Raw genomic sequence first — 16,730 nt, 5'->3', positions numbered from 1 at the left:
TGTCCTTTTTTCTCTATTCCCTGTTTTCAGGCTTTTCCCGGGCCTCGACATTTTCGAGCCATCCTTCAGAGGCATCAGGAAAAGAATCAAATCTTTTTATATATGGTTTTATGTCAATAAGCGGAGTTCCGTCCAGGACATCTATGCCTTCTATCTCAAGAAACCGTCCACTTCTGCCTGTCAGCCTGACTACGGTGATACCGATGGAATTAGGTCTGCATGGATGTCTTGTGGAAAAAAGTCCCCTTGGAGTGTCGTCGAGAAACGGTTTTCTGACAAGCTGGACATTTCCTGCCCTGTCAAAAACGTAAATCAGATAGATATGTGTGAAACCGTCTATGTCCTTGAGGCCTTCGGAAAATTCATCAAATATTTCAACATATCCAGGGGCGGCGTCGGTGAATGCTCCCTGAACAGGCGCGGATGACTTGTCTTTGAACCCGGTTCTTATTATTCCTATGGGTCTGATTTTGAATTTTTGATCGCTTTTCATAATAACCCGGAAATTTTTGCGGAGCATTTATCAAAAATGAGAGCCGTATGATGACCGCAAAACTTGCCATAATTCGGCATTATTAAACTCCGCCTGCGGAAAGGCTTAAGAATATTGGGGTTTTACGAAATAAACCCTTTCCGCAGACGGAAAATTTGTTCCGCACTGACACGGACAGATGACAATGGGAGAGGAGAACCTATTGCCCGGTCAGATGCGGAACCAATACGATATAGGAACAATTGTCGCTGCATGCTTCGAAGGCCGGTAATCTATGTTTTTCACCGCCTTCTTTTTAATTAACTTCTGCGACTATTGTCTTTTTATTTCATATCCTTTGCAGACCGGGCATTCACTAAGACCTTCGCTTTCTGATGATTCAGCCCGGTCTTTTCCGCAGAAACTGCATAGAAAGCCATTTTCCTGCATGTCTATTCTGTAATTGCCGCCTTCAATCCTGATGGCTTTTCCATTGATGATTGCATCAGCCACATTCTTTCTTGCCTGTTGGATTATCCTTCCAAACGTTGCCCTGGAGATACCCATTTTCTCGCCGGCGTCTTCCTGGGAAAGGTTCTCAAGATCTGCTAGTCTGATTGCTTCGCACTCATCAACCGTAAGTGTGACTTCCTCAAGTCTCATAAGGGGTATTCCCCGTGGCTTGAAATAAACTACGTCAGGATTGTGTCTTACTATTCTGTCTTTTTTCGGTCTTACCACAACCACTCCTTTATTATGAGCATATGTCCATAAAGTCAATATATCTCATCGTTTTTTTTGATTATATTCTCAAAAAAAGATACCGTTACCATTATCTTGCGGGTAACTAATTAAAATGCTATCAGATTTCATCGATATGCTTTTATGAAGCTTTCAGTTATCGAAAGAAAGTCTTTTTTTAGTTTTTTTTGGCTGTCAGATAATGATGGTCTCGCAAAAACTCTGAAAATGGTTTTAGCGTCATGCCGGACTTGATCCGGCTCCAGTATTCTCAGATACTTCTGGATTCAGGCCTGCGCCGGAATGAGATAAATCGGACTTTTTGCGAACTCATCAAATAATAAAAGCATAAACATAAAATTACTAAGTCACGCAGATTTGAAAATGGATGAAATATACAAAAAAATAAGGGATAGGGCCCGCCAGATTGCTTTAGAGCTTCCGAGCCCTGAATTTTACACTAAATGTGCGGAATCCGTAGAAATTTCAGACAATTTTTTTGAAACAGACCCTCTTATAAGGGAAATTTACCGCGATGTGGCCATAAGGATAGAAAATGATTTCGGACATGGCCTTGCCCATGCTGAGGCAGTGGCAAGAGATGCGGGCGCGCTTCTTGTGGAGGAAAGCAGGATACTTGGTGATTCGAATGAGATAACCATGCGCAGGCTTCTTGTTGTCCAGACAGCAAGTCTCCTTCATGATGTCCAGCGAAAGATGGCGGATCATGCCATAGAAGGGGCAATTACCGCCGGTGAAATCCTGCCGGCATTCCCGTTCGAGCTTGCTGAAATTGATGATATCTGTCAGGCAATTCGAAATCATGAGGCTTTCAGGGAGATTTCAGGCTTTTTTACGTCAGAGGGCCAGCTGGTTTCCGACTGCCTTTATGATGCTGATAAATTCAGATGGGGGCCTGACAATTTCAAATACACTGTATGGGACATGATTGCTTTTGCAAATATCCCTTTTCCAAGGTTCATGGTTGGTTATCAAGGCGGTATGAAGGCTCTCCAGAGGATAAAAACTTCCTTCAGAAGCACCACAGGCAAAAAATACGGCCCTCAGTTCATAGATATGGGCGTATTCATTGGTGAAAAACTGTATTCAATTATTCAGGAAGAATATTCAGGATATCTGGGGAACAAGGCCGTATGAGCCTGATATTGACGCCTTTTTCAAATCTTGATCCTGAAATTCCTGGAAAGGTCTATTTGTGCCAAGTCAGGCCTGGAGTATCCTGTGGAGCATGCTGCGGACTATATAATGTCCCGGATGCTTCGAGGTCCGCAATTTATGATATACTGCTTAAAAGAACAGAACTTTTCGCTTCTGTAAAACGGACGTATGAAGATGTTCTTGCTTTTGCGGATAAAATTGCAATGATTGAGAATCAGAGACGGCCGATGGAAGATTTCCATCATTGCCCATATATAGGCTTCATGGATTCAGATCCTTTATCCCCTGGCTGTCTTCTTCATCCCATGGCTTCGGGCAACAACGGTCTTGATCTGAGGGGAGTAAGCTATTACGGCGGAATGACCTGTAATATGTATTTTTGTCCCACCTGCCGGGATGTTCCTGAAAGATATAAGAAAATTTTGAGATATGCAGCTGAAGACTGGCATTCGTTCGGACTTGTGATAACCGAAAGCGACGTCATAAAATGCTTTTTCGAAAACGTTGAAACAGATCTTGGCAGACTTCTTGATCCAGATGAAATGAATTTCTCAGATGAATTTTTTGAAGCTGTCCGGGGTTTTATAAATCTTAAAACTGAGTGGCCTTTCAGAAAAAACGGGATTCTCGTCAATTATTTTTTCAATGACGGAATAGGGGCCGCTCCTGATATTGAAGATAAATATGGACTGGCAAACAGATGGAATCCGGTTTTAAAGGCATTCAGGTCTGAAATCTCGTGCATAAAAGACTTTGCTCGAGCTGTTGATCTTCTTGAAAAGACCGTGGTCAGTCTTGTCAACGCAATATGAAACAAAACCGGGCGGCATGTGTTAAGGCCCGGCTTTGTTTATTGTTTACGGATTGTCTTTGAAAAATCATAGGCCTGAATTTACAATCAGGGTGCCACGTTCTTTCTTTTTGCCGCAATGATCGGTGTATTGAAGACAAGGGCTGAAAGATCGTCTGACCTCTGGATATCAAGTTTTAAAGAGCTTTTATCTATCTCAAAGTATTTTGAAATCACCGCAATAATATCACTCTGGAGCTCCTGCAGCATTTCATCAGAAATTTCCAGCTTGTCATATACAAGGGCAAATTTCAGGCGTTTTTTTGCAACATCCTTGCTCGCGGGTTCCTTGCCAAAAAGTCTCTGGACTATTCCAAGCACATCAGCCTCCTTATCTGCCAAATCCGAGTTTCTTGCCAATTTTTCCCCAGAATTTTTTCTGATACTGCGGAATCTGGATCGGAAGATCGGGTTGACCGTTGAGGCGTTTGGCTATTCTGCGGAAAGCCGCGCCAGCTTTAGAAATTTTGTCATGGACAACGCTTGCGCCAGTGTTTGTTGCAATAACAACATTGTCGTCCATCTCCACTAATCCAAGAAGTTCAATGGAAAGAACATCAAGAACATCTTCATGGCTCAGCATGTCGCCGTTATCAACCATTCTTGGTACAATGCGGTTTATTATGAGCTTAGGAGTGATAGACCGCGCATAAAGAAGGCCGATTATTCTGTCAGCGTCCCTTACCGCCGAAACCTCGGGCGTACACACGACTATGGCTTCATCAGCTCCAGCCACTGAATTTTCAAATCCCTGTTCAATCCCTGCCGGGCAGTCCATGAGAACAAAGTCGAATTCGTGCTTGAGTCTTTTGGCAAGTCTTACCATTTCATCAGGAGTAAGAATGTTTTTGTTGTCGCTCTGGGATGCAGGTATAAGAAAAAGGTTATCAATTTTTCTGTCTTTTATGGCAGCCTGCTTGATTTTGCATTTGCCTTTTGCCGCGTCCACGACATTGAAGACAATTCGGTTTTCAAGGCCCATGATTACATCAAGATTTCTCAGGCCTATGTCCATGTCCACAACAGCGACCTTCTTGCCTTCAAGGGCAAGAGCTGCGCCGATGGCGGCGGTTGTGGTGCTTTTTCCTACCCCGCCTTTGCCTGATGTTATTACTATTACTTTTCCTTCCAAAGGGCACCTCGCATATCTGAAACATTATATAAAAGATTTTTTTCGTTATCTTACTTCCGGCCAAGGCATTTTTGCAAATGGATTGTTTCCAAGAAACGGCTCCACCACGATTCCGCCGGAATCAATATGGGCAAACTCCGCTGTTTTAAGAGCCTCTGCCTTGTGACCTGCCGCAACAAGACCTGCAATCTGAATCTGGGTTGGTCTGAAATCAAGGGCAAGAATGATTGCCGATTCATTGTCAGGCAGACCTGCCATTGCAGTCCCGCTCAGACTTCCCATGACAAGGATATCTCCTCCTGCGGATATTTCGGCTCCGGGATTGACATCACCTAAAACAACAAGGTGCTTTTTGGCGTTTACCCTTTGTCCGGCCCTTACTCTGCCGGCAATCATGAGAACTTCGCTCTTTCTGAATTCCCAGCCTCTTTCAGCATCCCTGAGTCTTATTTTTTCTTCGACACGGCTGCGGACAACCGGCGCAGGCTCTTGCTGCCGGGGCTGTTCTTGATCGGTTGAAGTTTGAAGCGGTTCCGCCATGCTTATGCTTGCAAGGGTAAATTTATCCTGAAGAAAAGTTGAAAGAGACCTGAATACTTCTTCATGTCCTTCTTCATTTCCGGTGTCTAAAATAACTTTGGCGTTGAAAGCAAGGTGCTGGAGCTTTTCAAATGATTTTTCAAGCTCATTCTTAAGCAGATCCAGGGATTTTTCAGCGTTTACTGTTACACGAAGACTGTCGCCAACTCCCTTTATTTTGACCAGGGAGAGCCCGTTGTTTTCAATCATAATAAGGTTGTTCTCTATAGATGATAAGATGAATATTGACTGCCAGATCCCGGAAAAGGCCTTGTTCCGTTAATGGATTATGCCATTGATCCGGTTTAATGACAGTGAAAAGGGGTACTATATCGAGTATAAAGTGTCAAGGCTCAAGCAGTAAAACCTGTGATAATAAACATTTACAAAAATCAGGCTTCAGGATCGTTTCCGCCCTTGCGCCTGATGATGAAAAGCAGACTGACAATTTTTTTCACAAAAAGGGCTTCCAGAAGTCCTAAAGCAGCAAGTCCCCAGCCGATTACTGCAAGAGTAGTGTTTTTCCCCATTCCGTATGTTCCGACGAGAAATCCTACAGCCGATGTCAAAAGAGCTCCGAACGCTATCATAAAGCCTATTACAAGTTTTTGTGTGGCTAATTTATCTTCGTCCATAATACCTCTTATGATATTTTACAAAGTCGTAAAAAGCACGATTCCCGTCATTCAGGCTAAGGCCGGAATCCAGATCTATCTGAAATACTGGATGCCGGATCAAGTCCGGCATGATACTGAAGTCCTCTTCCGACTTTTTGCGGGTCCATTATATTTAACCCCTGGTTGCGCCGCTAAATGTCGGCAAGGAAGATTTTATCCCCTTTTGCTTCATGGGCAAGCCTGATTTCCATGGAAAGAGCCTGGAATTCCTTGTATTTTTTTAATAGATCTTCATGGGTGATTGTCGGCAGTGTCAGTACCGTGTCATCATAAAAACTGCCTTTGTAATCCCTCTGGATATAATTGTTTTCTACGCATACATCATAAAGTTTTGTGCCTGCCAGGGGCTGAAATATTGAAACGCTAACAAAGTGAGGATTGATGAGCCTGTTGAGGTTCATTGCCTCATCAATAGTTTCCACCGTCTCGCCGGGAATTCCTACAATATTGAATGTCCAGACCTGTATTCCCGCGGCCTGGGCTTCCCTGCACGCCTTGATTATGCGTGAGTCATCAACCTTGCGGTTCATGACATTTTTTCTAAGATGTTCATTTCCTGATTCAACGCCAAGATAAATAAGGGACAGGCCTGCGTCAGCCATCATCTCGAATGTTTCCGCATCAGAGGCCTCGGCCCTGATGAAGCATCCGAACGGATATCTGAACTCAGCCTTATAAAGCTCACAGAAGCGTTTTATCCATGCTTTGTTATATCCGAAGCATTCATCGTAAAAATTGAGGGTATTGAATTCATATTTTTCACGCATCGCCCTTATTTCGGCTATCACGTTTTCAGGGCTTCTCTGTCTTACATACCTGCCCTTTCCTCTGTAAAGCGCCTTTATGGCGCTGTTTGAGCAGAATGTGCAGTTGTACGGACAACCGCGCGAGGACATTATGACGGGTTCTGTGTTGGATTTGTTGATGACGTCCTGGTAATCCATGATGCTGCGGTCTGTAAAAGGCAAGGAGTCTAAATCAGCTATAAGTTCTCTCACCGGATTTTTGAAAACCTGACCTTCGTCATTTTTTACCCATATATTTGGAATCGATGAAAGATCTCCGCCGTTTTTCATCCTGTCGAGGACATCCAGCAGGGGATATTCTCCCTCTCCAACGCAGACCATATTAACGCTTGGATCACTTATCGTATCTTCAGGATCAAAGGTCGGGTGTGCCCCTCCGCATAATATGGGAGCCTTGAATTTTGTTTTTATGACAGCCGCGAATTTCTGGACAAACTGCCACTGGGCCGTGACAACAGAAAAAGCTATCAGGTGAGGGTTGTAATTGCCTATATATGAAAGCAGAATATCATCATTTATATGATCGTCAATGTAGAGCATATCGGTTTTATAGCCGTTCTTTTTAAGGACTGCCGACAATATGCCTATCCCCTGGGGAAAATGCTTGAGGCTGTGGCTCTCGATGTTTACATAGACAAAAAGCACTCTCATTTTTTCAGCTTATCTCCTGTTACCCAAATAAAACAGAGCGGAGCCTTTCCATAAAGCCTTTCTTTTTAAAGGGCTTTTCAGGTTCCTGGCTATTTCTGTATTTAACTATCCTTGCTGGGTTTCCAATTACAATCGCATATGGTGGCACATTGCTGGTGACAACGGACCCGGCACCGACAATGGCCCCTTTTCCTATGGTTATGCCCTGTAGTACCACGGATCCCGCGCCTATCCAAGCATCATCTTCGATGATTATTTTTCCGTAGGTCAGCCCCTGTTTCTGAATAGGTTTGTCTGGATTGCCGAATTCATGTCCTGCGCTGAGAATATTGACGTTAGGGCCAATCAGAACGAAATTGCCTATTTGAAGCCCTCCCTCGCCGGAAAGATAGCCCCCCGCGTTTATGAGGACATTATTCCCGATTACCATATTGGCCTCTGGGTTTGCGTTCATGTCCCCAAGAACTATGCGGTTTCTTGGGTAGATAACGCAGTCACGCCCTATGAAAATTCCCCTTCCGTCTTTAAGATCGTGCTCGAGGCATATCTCAACAGCCGGATCAATGATCGTATTTTCACCAACTTCATTAATTCTGGTGTCAAACATGAAAAACTCCAAAAAGACAATTATTCAACAGACAAAGATGGCTTATCCAGAATATCCTTTATAAATTTGAAAAGCACCCTGAAGGCTTTTTTTCCTGTCTGCTTTTCCATTTCCTTTTTAGCGTTTCTTACAAGCTGGCGGAACTGCGGAACATCCATATCCGGAAAGGTTTCTATTATCTCTGTTTCAAGTGCGTCATCGCCGGCGCAGAGTCTGTCTCTCCAGCTTTCAGCCCTTTTGAATATTTTTGCGGACTGGTATGATCCGGCCTCGACATCTGCTATGGCAGCTTTTATGGGCTCAGGATCGGCGTTCCTCATAAGTGCGCCTATATACTGAATCTGTCTGCGCTTCGCTTCCTTTGCCGTCATTTTTTTCAGTTCCACCACAGCTTCTTTCAGCTCCGGCAGAATATCCAGTTTCATTACCCTGTCCAGAGGAAGTTCCAACAGCTTTTCTCCAAGTTCCTGAAGCGCCAGCATCTCTCTCTTTACCTGGGATTTGCTTTTACGATCCCCGTATTCATTCTCTTCAAATTCGTAGTCTGTCATTAATCTGCCTTACTGCTGTTTTGAACCCTTAAGTCCGAGGGATTCGTATATTTTCAAAGTCTGAAGCGATTTATTCAGGGTATAAAAATGTATGCCCTTCACCTTGTTATCGATGAGATCTCTGACCTGTTCGGTCGCCCAGTGTATGCCGAATTTTTCCACATATTCATCAGATTCGGCCCTCTGCACACCCCTTATGAGCGATGCAGGAAATTTTGCTCCTGCCGCAAGTTCAGCCATTCTGTCCATCCCGGATTTTGTGACAATGGGCATGATTCCGGCCACGATGGGAATATTTATGCCGGCAATATCGCAGCGCTCGCAGAAATCATAGAAATCCCTGTTGTCAAAAAAAAGCTGGGTTACAATATAATCAGCACCTTCATCGACCTTTGCCTTGAGATAATCTATCTCCTTGAGTCTGTTCGGAGTTTCAGGATGGCCTTCAGGAAATCCCGCAACTCCGACTCCCATGTGGGGAAAATGTTTTTTTATGAACGCAACAAGCTCTGACGCATGCCTGAATCCATCAGGATGTTGCTCCCATTTTTGGGTTCCTTCAGGAGCGTCCCCCCTTAAAGCCAGAATATTTGATATGCCAGCCTCGTCGTATTTTTTCAGGATATCCATTATCTCATCCTTTGACGAGCCAACGCAGGTCAAGTGGGAGACAACGGTTATTCCCGTGTCTTTTTCAATTTTTGTTACGAGATCGTGGGTTCTGTCCCTTGTGCTGCCTCCGGCTCCGTATGTAACGCTTACATAGGCTGGCTTGAGCGGTTCAAGATCTGATATTGTTTCAAAGAGTGATCCCCAGCCCTTGTCTGTCTTGGGAGGAAAGAACTCAAAACTGAAGGATAAACTATTGGCATTCAATATGTCTTTAACGAGCATTGTGGCCTCATGAATTATTCCATTATTTTTTTCAAGGGCATATATCACAAAAACCAGATATATTCAAATAATATTACTTTTATATATTTTTAATTAAATCAAATATTTGTTTTTTAGTTCATAACTATATATCAAGAAAAATTGATTTTATAATTGTTTGCCTTCAAATTTTGTACATCGAATTATGGAAGTTTGTCATGACATATTTGTGTTATTGTGCTTAAAAACTCTCAGAAAAGGCAAATTATGACATTTCAAGATTCATATTATAAGGATTTAATACGCTGATATGGCAACTGAAAAAGACATAGTTCTCATATATTTCGAAGATCAGCCAATGGCTTTTGCCAGGATTGAAGACATTACGGCTGACGTGAAGCCTGGGTGGTACGTGGTAAAGCTTCTTTTTCTTCAGATACCTGTGGACGTTGTGCATTGGATACTGAGGGATTCATATATTGACGGTGCCGAATTCACTATGAACGGCAAGAAAATGAGGCTTGAAAAAGTAGTCTGCCCTGAAGAAGCCGATGTAGTTGAATTGGATGATGAAAAAAAGACTTCCACCAAAGCAGAAAAGAAAAATATAAAGCCCAAGGACGGAGATGGCGGTCAGGTAATTTCTCTTTCTGACAGGTTTAAAAAATAGCAGATTCATTAAAAGTCATGGCTTCAAAAACTGTTATTTCAGCATCGAGGCGAACCGATATTCCGGCATTTTACATGCCCTGGCTTATGAGGCGCCTTGAGCTTGGTTTTGTGGAAACGGAAAATCCTTTTAACGCAAGAAAAACAACCCTTGATCTGAGGCCTGAATCTGTCCACAGCATTGTTTTATGGTCAAAAAATTACAGCCCCTTTATAGATGGCTGCTATGCCGAAAAAATAACCGGAATGGGCTACAGATTATTTTTCCAGTTCACCTTAAATGCCAGGTCTATAATACTTGAACCTGGAGTTCCCTGTCTTCGAGCAAGGCTTGAGCAGGCCGGAAATCTTTCAAAAATCCACGGTCCAGAAGCAATTGAGTGGCGATTCGATCCAGTCTGCTTTTTCATGGAAAAGGGAAGGGGCCTTGTTTCAAATAATCTGGCTGGTTTTGAAGAAATTGCGTCTTCAATGTCAAGGATTGGAATTTCAAGATGTGTGACCAGTTTTCTGGACATATACAGAAAACTGAAGAAGCGTGAAGAAAATGCAGGTATAAGATTCATCGAGCCTGATTCGGAAACAAAACTCAGAACCATTGAATATATGCACGGCGTTTTAAAAAAGTTTGGAATGAAACTGAGACTCTGCTGCGAGTCCGGGCTTCTTGGTGATAGCCCTGAAATAAAAGAATTCATTACCCCGGGCGGGTGTATCGACTCAAGACTCCTCATGGATATTCATGGCGGAAGCATATCGACCAGACCGGATAAGGGGCAGAGAAAAACAAAAGGGTGTACGTGCACTGAATCCCGTGACATAGGCTCATACAGAACCCAGCCGTGCTTTCACAATTGCCTTTACTGCTATGCCGCCTGATTGTTCACCAGGCACTTCTGGATTCCGGCCTACGCAGGAATGACGGAAATTCGATTTTTTACGACCTTGTCTATATTTGAGAATTGAAGTTCTATTTTGAAACCTCGGATTTTTTCCCGTCAGCGACGAGTATTGGATAGTTCTCCTTCATGCAGTCCGGACATATGCTGTGACTTATGTCGGCCTGGGAATACTTGCGGATATAGACGTCAACCTGCTCCCAATAGCCGGAGTCGTCTCTTATTCTTTTGCAGAATGAACAGAGCGGCAATATTCCCCTAAGGGTTTTTATTTCATCGAGGGCTGTTGTAAGATCATGGATCAGTTTTTCTTTTTCAGCTTCAACCTGTATTCGTTTCTGAATTTCCTTTGTTAGCTTCCTGTTCCAGCGGTAGAAAACAATGAGAGGTAAGGATGCTGCAAAGCAAACCGCTAAAATCCATTTTATTATGTCTCTTGTGCCGATCCCGTATTCATAGCGTACAGCTATCCATTTCTGACGGATTTCATTGTGCTTGTCCTGGTCTATGGCAGCCAGACCTTTATTAAATATGCCGGCCAGCTCAGGCATATCCTTTCGTACAGCAATCGACAGGTCGTAGTTTCCATAAGATGTCGGAGCCGCAATTTTAAGATTTGTCAGCCCATTTTTTTCTATAAGATAAGTTGCCGCAGCCAGATTTTCTATCGAAGCATCGGCATCTCCAATCGAAACTGCTTTTAAGGCGTCCAGGGGGGAATCGACAAAATGCGGAGTGAAACTGATCTGGTCGCGCTGAAGCCAGTCAAATGTGGAGTTTTTGCGTACAATGGCGATGCTTTTTTTGTTCAGGCTCTGAAGGCCGCTTATAAAGGGAGCGTCTTTTCTGCTGATAATAACAAGGGGAAATGAAAGATGGGGCTTTAGAAAAACCAGATATTTTTCACGCTCAGGAGATTTTGCCGCACAGGTAAGAAGGTCTATTTCCTTGTTTTCAACCTTTTTCAGTATTTCAGGCCAAGGAAAATTTTTGACCACTTCGATTTCAAGGCCTGCCATCTTTGCAATGAGATAAATATAATCGGAAGCCATTCCTGAAAAGGCTCCGTCCTTATCAATATATTGAAAAGGAGGAAATGCCTGGGGGCCGCTGATGCGGATTGTCCGGTTCTTCTCTATCCATGCAAGCTCTTCATTGGAAAGATTTATAGAGGACGCATAAACATTGGCGCTGGTCATCCAGAAGCAAAAAATTATATTTATGATAACAAATGCTCGTACCATGGAGTAATCCTGTCATTGAAGATCTTTTCTTCTCCCGCAAGCCTTCGGAGAAGGGATTGTTTGACAAGGTCGCAAAAAGTCCGGCATGGCGCCAAAGCCATTTTTTGACTTTTTCCGACGTTGTCTTGTTTTATCCGCCAACAATTTCCATCAGTCTTTTTTTGATAATATCGTCGGCTTCTTTAACTATTCTTGAAACAAGCTCGGCAACGGTCGGGATGTCATGAATAAGGCCTGCAACCATTCCGGCAGCCCATACTCCGCCGTGTATATCTCCATCATGAAGAGCCGATTCACCCCGCTTTCCTGAAACAAGGGGCGCAATTTCCTCAATTCTAACATTACCCCGTTTTTCCATTGCAACAACTTCTTCGGCAACCTTATTTTTGAATATTCTGGCAGTATTATGGAGTGTTCTGAAAATCAGGGAAGTCTGGCGCTCGTCAGACTCAACCAAAGCCTTCTTGATATTTTCATGAACAGGAGCCTCGGCCGTGGCAAGAAATCTTGTTCCCATGTTTATTCCGTCTGCGCCGAGGGCAAGGGCCGCCACAAGGCCCCGTCCATCACCGAAGCCGCCGGATGCAATAATTGGAATTTTCAGCGCATCACGGGCTATTGGCAGAAGAATGAGCCCGGGGATATCATCTTCGCCAGGGTGACCGGCACATTCAAAGCCATCAACACTCACAGCATCGCAGCCCATTTTTTCGGCTTTAATGGCGTGTCTGACAGATGTGCATTTGTGGATGAGTACGATTCCGGCATCCTTGAACATGGGCAGAAATTCTTCGGGACTTCTTCCGGCAGTCTCCACTATTTTTACTTTTTTTTCAACTATGACCCTTGCATATTCCATATATGGAACAGGCTTCAAGGTCGGAAGGAGGGTCAGATTGACGGCAAAGGGCTTGTCCGTAAGAGATCTTGCCCTGTCAATTTCCTTTGCCAATGCTTCTGGGCTCGGCTGGGTAAGCGCAGTTACGATTCCGAGAGCCCCGGAGTTTGATACGGCAGCCGCAAGATCTGCTGTTCCGACCCACTGCATGCCGCCCTGAACTATTGGATGCTGAATGCCTAAAAGCTCCGTGATTCTTGTCTTCATATCATCTCCTTTAGGTGATCACCCTTGAATGAATTGCTGTTTAAAAGCCTCAAATTACGGATGAAAAACTGTTGATAGCTTATATTTTGAGAATTGATGCCCATCAATGCTGTTGAATCAAGAGTTATGATATAGGGTTAGAGCGCCCTTTGCTCGTAACCCTACATAAGGCTTATCTTAACCATCCAGCACGTCCCTTACCTTGTTTGCAAGGGCCTTTACTGAAAATGGCTTTTGTATGAAATTGACTCCGGAATTCAGCACTCCGTGGTGGGCTATGACATCCGCCGTGTACCCGGAAGCGAACAGGCATTTGAGGGATGGATTAATCGAAAGTATTTTTTTTGCAAGATCCCTCCCGTTCATTTCTGGCATTACCACATCGGTTATTAAAAGCTGAATCTTTTCTGAATAAGTCTCAGCCAGACTTATGGCCTCCTCGGGAGTGGATGCAGCCAGAACAGTATAGCCCTTCCTTTCGAGCATCGTAGTGGTCATATTCAGGAGAATGGGTTCATCTTCAACCAGCAGTATTACCTCATGTCCGTATATCGCAGGTTCTTCGATAATATCATGTGATACAAGGTCTTCTTTGTCCATATAGCGAGGCAGATATATCGTGAAGACTGTTCCATGATCCGGTTCACTATAGACATTGATGAAGCCTTTGTTCTGCTTGATTATGCCGTAGATCGTGGCAAGTCCGAGGCCTGTTCCTTTGCCTATTTCTTTTGTCGTGAAAAAAGGCTCGAAAATCTGGGACTGCGTTTCCTTGTCCATGCCGCACCCGTTGTCTCCAACAGTCAGCATTATATACTCGCCTTCAGTAAAGCCAGCGTGATCGGCGCAATATTCTGCATCAAATATTACGTTTTCTGTTTCTATGGTCATTTTTCCGACACCCGAGATGGCATCCCTGGCATTGACACACAGGTTGGCCAGGAGCTGATCTATTTGGGACGGATCCATATTGACCTTCCACAGGGTTTTTCCAGGCATCCATACGAGATCTATGTCCTCGCCGATGATTCGCCTCAGCATCTTGAGCATGCCTTCCACAGTATCATTCAGATCAAGCGGCTTGGGCGCAATGGGCTGCTGGCGCGCAAAGGCCAGCAACTGCCTGGTCAGATCGGCTGAACGATTGGCCGCGTTTCTTATTTCATCAAGATTGGCATAGAGAGGATGGGTCTCATTTATCTGATCTATGGTCATCTCCGCATAGCCTAGATAATTCCGAGCATATTATTGAAATCGTGGGCAACACCGCCGGCCAGACGACCCACGGATTCCATTTTCCGGGATTGCTGAACCTGTTCCTCTAATCTGGCTTTTTCATCCTCGTGCTGTTTTTGTTTGGTAATATCAGTAAGAGTGCCAACAATCCTGAGGGGAGAGCCATTTACGTCCCGTTCGACAATCCTGCCCTTAACCCCCATCCATTTTTCTTCTTCATCTTCATTTGACGCCAGTTTGTAAATAAATTCGATGGATGCGGACAAACCTTTTTTATGGGCCTCAATGATTCCAAGAACGCGTGGCAGATCATCCGGCAGAACAGTCGCTTTAAAAAACTCGAAATCCTGTGTCGCTTCGTCGGGCTGCCTGCCAACTATTTCAAAATAGCGAGGTGAGCGATATACTTTGCCGTTGCTCAGATTCCAGTCCCAGATAGCATCGTTGGTGGCGTCAAGGGCCAGCCTAAGTCGTTCTTCACTGTCTTTCAGTTGTTTTTCGGTGTGCTTGCGTTCGGTGATGTTTTCGGTCACGATTATGACTTCACCATATGAGGGAGAATAGATGATGAACGAGAACCACCTGTCAAGTTCTTTCAGGTAGTGCTCCCAGCGCGTCGGTTTGCCAGTCATGGCCACTTGCCCAAAGATCCTGATTGACTCAGGATTGTTCTCGCAATAACCAGGGATGACCTCGCTTATTCTGCGGCCCACAACAGATTCGGTAATGCCGGTCACGTTGGCAAAGGCCGGGTTTGTTGAAATGTATTCCAGATCAACCGGAATGTCTCCCTGAAAAATCATACGGGCATGGACGACGCTGTTCAGCATATTTTCAAACAGAGAACGATAGGTCGCTTCACTCTTTTGCAGAGCCTTTTCGGTTTGTTTGCGTTCACTTATGTCGCGGTGAACTCCGAGCAATCCCACAACCACGCCATTTTGATCCACAATGCGGGTTCCGCTGGATTCAGCCCAAAACAAGCTGCCATCCTTGCGTCTGTAGCGCACTTCGTAAATTCCGCTTTCACAGGCTGAACCTTTGTGGAAGCGACGACGCCCCTGGTCTGCATAATCAGCATAGATAAATTCGGTTGTTAGCCCAATCACTTCGTCCGCTGTGTAGCCGAACATGCGCATGAATGCTGGATTAACCCGGCAAATACGCCGCTCTGAATCTGTAAAAACAACTGAGTCAAAAATATTTTCAAATATGGCGTGAAGATCAGCATCTCTTTTGTCAAGTACGTGTTCGGCTATCTTGCGGCGCCGGATATTGATCAGCAGCATGACGATCAGCACTGACTGAACAGCGATAAAGACTATGGTGAATGCGACGATCCATCCGTATTGCTGCCATACTGAAAGAGGACGGTTCATGAAGACAGTGTTTGCAGGAAGTCTGCCGACATCTCCTTTCCACTGCTGAATTACCCCCCAGTCAAACATCGGTATGTTTTCATTCGTCTGAAGTGTTCCTGAAGACGCCAGGGGAACGCCGTTCAAAATATCAACGGCCAGACGTCCAGCTCTTGCGCCTGAAGCCTTTACCGGAATAACCGAGCCTCCTATGCCCCCATTCCTGAGGTTGTAATCGTAAAACCCGAACACAGGTGCGTTTGCCGCCCTGACTATCATGTTTTCAACCTCATAGGCCAGTGCCACGCGGCCTTGAGTATCTCTGTTGTACTGGGTGAAAATGATGATGCTGTGTGATGGCAGGTGGGCCACTTTATCCAGGATCTCGTCAAGGGGCATATCTGTGGTGTATTCGAATTCTATGTGCTTTCCGAATGCTTCGGCGATCCGGGATGCCTGTTCAATGACCTTTATATCTGCCGAGCTGCTGCCTGAAGCGAATAAAACTTTCCGGGTTTGCGGAAATAATTCCAATGCTCTTTCGAGCGTGCCTTTGATATCAAACTGATTTATTTCGCCGACAATTCTGCGCCCCATTTTTTCAGATTCAAGTAAAGGGCGATTCTGGAGAGTAATGACCGGCGCGTCCGGAGCTATGCCGTTACAGTCCTTAAGTAAAAATTCAAGAGCAGGCTGCTGAACTGTAATGATTAGGTCTATCTGCCTCTGCCCATATTTTTTGAGCAGCATTTCCGTCAGATCTTGGCGATAGTTTAATATATCCTTGTTGCGCTGAAGATCAAGATACTCGGCATGGACGTTTGAAACTGGAAAACCAGCCCTGGTAATGGCGTCAAAAAAGCCGTCGCTGAAAAGTTCAACTCCTCGCCCTCCGTAGCCGTAGGCGTATAGTATCAGAATATGCTTCTCATTGGCTGGCCGTGCCTGGGCAATGGATTCGTTCAGGCCGATTGTCAGCAATGACAGTATAATGAGGGCACACAGGCTGCGAAATGGTAACAGGATGTTGCCATCCGGTTTTAATATGAAAAAACTCATTGAGCACCTCTGCCAGAGCAATCAGGATTTCATATGTGCATA

General features: G+C 44.5%; 18 protein-coding genes. 4 read left to right on the top strand and 14 right to left on the bottom strand.

Annotated features, from left to right (window positions below):
* Nucleotides 1-13 precede the first annotated feature (13 nt).
* Both tsaA and K245_RS0101290 read right to left on the bottom strand, forming a co-directional pair.
* A complete protein-coding gene (gene tsaA, locus K245_RS0101295; protein WP_027357858.1) occupies nt 14-493 on the bottom strand; it encodes a tRNA (N6-threonylcarbamoyladenosine(37)-N6)-methyltransferase TrmO in 480 nt (159 codons plus the stop codon).
* Between the two features lie 312 nt (nt 494-805).
* Nucleotides 806-1,213 carry a DUF134 domain-containing protein gene (locus tag K245_RS0101290; RefSeq protein ID WP_027357857.1) on the bottom strand — a complete coding sequence of 136 codons (408 nt, stop codon included), beginning with the start codon at nt 1,211-1,213 and terminating at the stop codon, nt 806-808.
* Between the two features lie 384 nt (nt 1,214-1,597).
* Between K245_RS0101290 and K245_RS0101285 the strand changes: the two genes are divergently transcribed.
* Together K245_RS0101285 and K245_RS26155 are read left to right on the top strand one after the other, a co-directional pair.
* Nucleotides 1,598-2,371: an HD domain-containing protein gene (locus K245_RS0101285; protein ID WP_027357856.1), complete on the top strand. Its 774-nt coding sequence runs from the start codon at nt 1,598-1,600 to the stop codon at nt 2,369-2,371.
* Nucleotides 2,368-3,204 carry a hypothetical protein gene (locus K245_RS26155; RefSeq protein ID WP_051283745.1) on the top strand — a complete coding sequence of 279 codons (837 nt, stop codon included), beginning with the start codon at nt 2,368-2,370 and terminating at the stop codon, nt 3,202-3,204. Before K245_RS0101285 ends, K245_RS26155 begins: the two co-directional genes overlap by 4 nt.
* A gap of 86 nt (nt 3,205-3,290) precedes the next feature.
* Here the strand turns inward: K245_RS26155 and minE are convergent, their stop codons facing one another.
* The 8 genes from minE to metF form a co-directional block, all read right to left on the bottom strand.
* A complete protein-coding gene (gene minE / locus K245_RS0101275; RefSeq protein WP_232223780.1) occupies nt 3,291-3,584 on the bottom strand; it encodes a cell division topological specificity factor MinE in 294 nt (97 codons plus the stop codon).
* A complete protein-coding gene (gene minD / locus K245_RS0101270; protein WP_027357854.1) occupies nt 3,574-4,374 on the bottom strand; it encodes a septum site-determining protein MinD in 801 nt (266 codons plus the stop codon). Before minD ends, minE begins: the two co-directional genes overlap by 11 nt.
* 45 nt (nt 4,375-4,419) lie before the next feature.
* Nucleotides 4,420-5,163 carry a septum site-determining protein MinC gene (minC, locus tag K245_RS0101265; protein WP_035276300.1) on the bottom strand — a complete coding sequence of 248 codons (744 nt, stop codon included), beginning with the start codon at nt 5,161-5,163 and terminating at the stop codon, nt 4,420-4,422.
* Nucleotides 5,164-5,345: 182 nt separating this feature from the next.
* Nucleotides 5,346-5,588: a hypothetical protein gene (locus tag K245_RS0101260; RefSeq protein WP_027357852.1), complete on the bottom strand. Its 243-nt coding sequence runs from the start codon at nt 5,586-5,588 to the stop codon at nt 5,346-5,348.
* Between the two features lie 173 nt (nt 5,589-5,761).
* Nucleotides 5,762-7,087 (bottom strand): B12-binding domain-containing radical SAM protein, encoded by a 1,326-nt coding sequence (locus tag K245_RS0101250; RefSeq protein ID WP_027357851.1) that lies wholly within the window; start codon nt 7,085-7,087, stop codon nt 5,762-5,764.
* A gap of 19 nt (nt 7,088-7,106) precedes the next feature.
* Nucleotides 7,107-7,694, bottom strand: coding sequence for an acyltransferase (locus tag K245_RS22525; protein ID WP_084156085.1), 588 nt, complete (start codon nt 7,692-7,694; stop codon nt 7,107-7,109).
* 20 nt (nt 7,695-7,714) lie between these two features.
* Entirely contained in the window at nt 7,715-8,245 is a 531-nt protein-coding gene (gene yjgA, locus K245_RS0101240) for a ribosome biogenesis factor YjgA (protein WP_027357850.1), read from the bottom strand.
* Nucleotides 8,246-8,254: 9 nt separating this feature from the next.
* Nucleotides 8,255-9,139 carry a methylenetetrahydrofolate reductase [NAD(P)H] gene (gene metF / locus K245_RS0101235; RefSeq protein WP_027357849.1) on the bottom strand — a complete coding sequence of 295 codons (885 nt, stop codon included), beginning with the start codon at nt 9,137-9,139 and terminating at the stop codon, nt 8,255-8,257.
* A 289-nt stretch (nt 9,140-9,428) separates the two neighbouring features.
* Between metF and K245_RS0101230 the strand changes: the two genes are divergently transcribed.
* Both K245_RS0101230 and K245_RS0101225 read left to right on the top strand, forming a co-directional pair.
* On the top strand, nt 9,429-9,788 hold the full coding sequence (locus tag K245_RS0101230; protein WP_027357848.1) for a hypothetical protein: 360 nt from the start codon (nt 9,429-9,431) through the stop codon (nt 9,786-9,788).
* Nucleotides 9,789-9,805: 17 nt separating this feature from the next.
* Nucleotides 9,806-10,666, top strand: coding sequence for a DUF1848 domain-containing protein (locus K245_RS0101225; protein WP_027357847.1), 861 nt, complete (start codon nt 9,806-9,808; stop codon nt 10,664-10,666).
* Between the two features lie 91 nt (nt 10,667-10,757).
* Here the strand turns inward: K245_RS0101225 and K245_RS22520 are convergent, their stop codons facing one another.
* The 4 genes from K245_RS22520 to K245_RS26145 form a co-directional block, all read right to left on the bottom strand.
* Entirely contained in the window at nt 10,758-11,930 is a 1,173-nt protein-coding gene (locus K245_RS22520) for a transporter substrate-binding domain-containing protein (RefSeq protein ID WP_027357846.1), read from the bottom strand.
* A 130-nt stretch (nt 11,931-12,060) separates the two neighbouring features.
* The gene (locus tag K245_RS0101215; protein ID WP_027357845.1) at nt 12,061-13,035 is read right to left on the bottom strand and encodes an NAD(P)H-dependent flavin oxidoreductase; all 975 of its coding nucleotides are present in this window, start codon (nt 13,033-13,035) and stop codon (nt 12,061-12,063) included.
* Between the two features lie 177 nt (nt 13,036-13,212).
* Nucleotides 13,213-14,250, bottom strand: a complete 1,038-nt coding sequence (locus K245_RS26150; protein ID WP_051283744.1) for an ATP-binding protein — start codon at nt 14,248-14,250, stop codon at nt 13,213-13,215.
* Between the two features lie 11 nt (nt 14,251-14,261).
* A complete protein-coding gene (locus K245_RS26145) occupies nt 14,262-16,688 on the bottom strand; it encodes a PAS domain S-box protein (protein WP_051283743.1) in 2,427 nt (808 codons plus the stop codon).
* Between the last annotated feature and the right edge of the window lie 42 nt (nt 16,689-16,730).

It is taken from the genome of Desulforegula conservatrix Mb1Pa, assembly GCF_000426225.1.
In the GTDB taxonomy this organism is placed as follows: domain Bacteria; phylum Desulfobacterota; class Desulfobacteria; order Desulfobacterales; family Desulforegulaceae; genus Desulforegula; species Desulforegula conservatrix.
The sequence above is the reverse complement of the archived record's forward strand: the minus strand, read 5'-3'. Positions and strand labels throughout refer to the sequence as shown.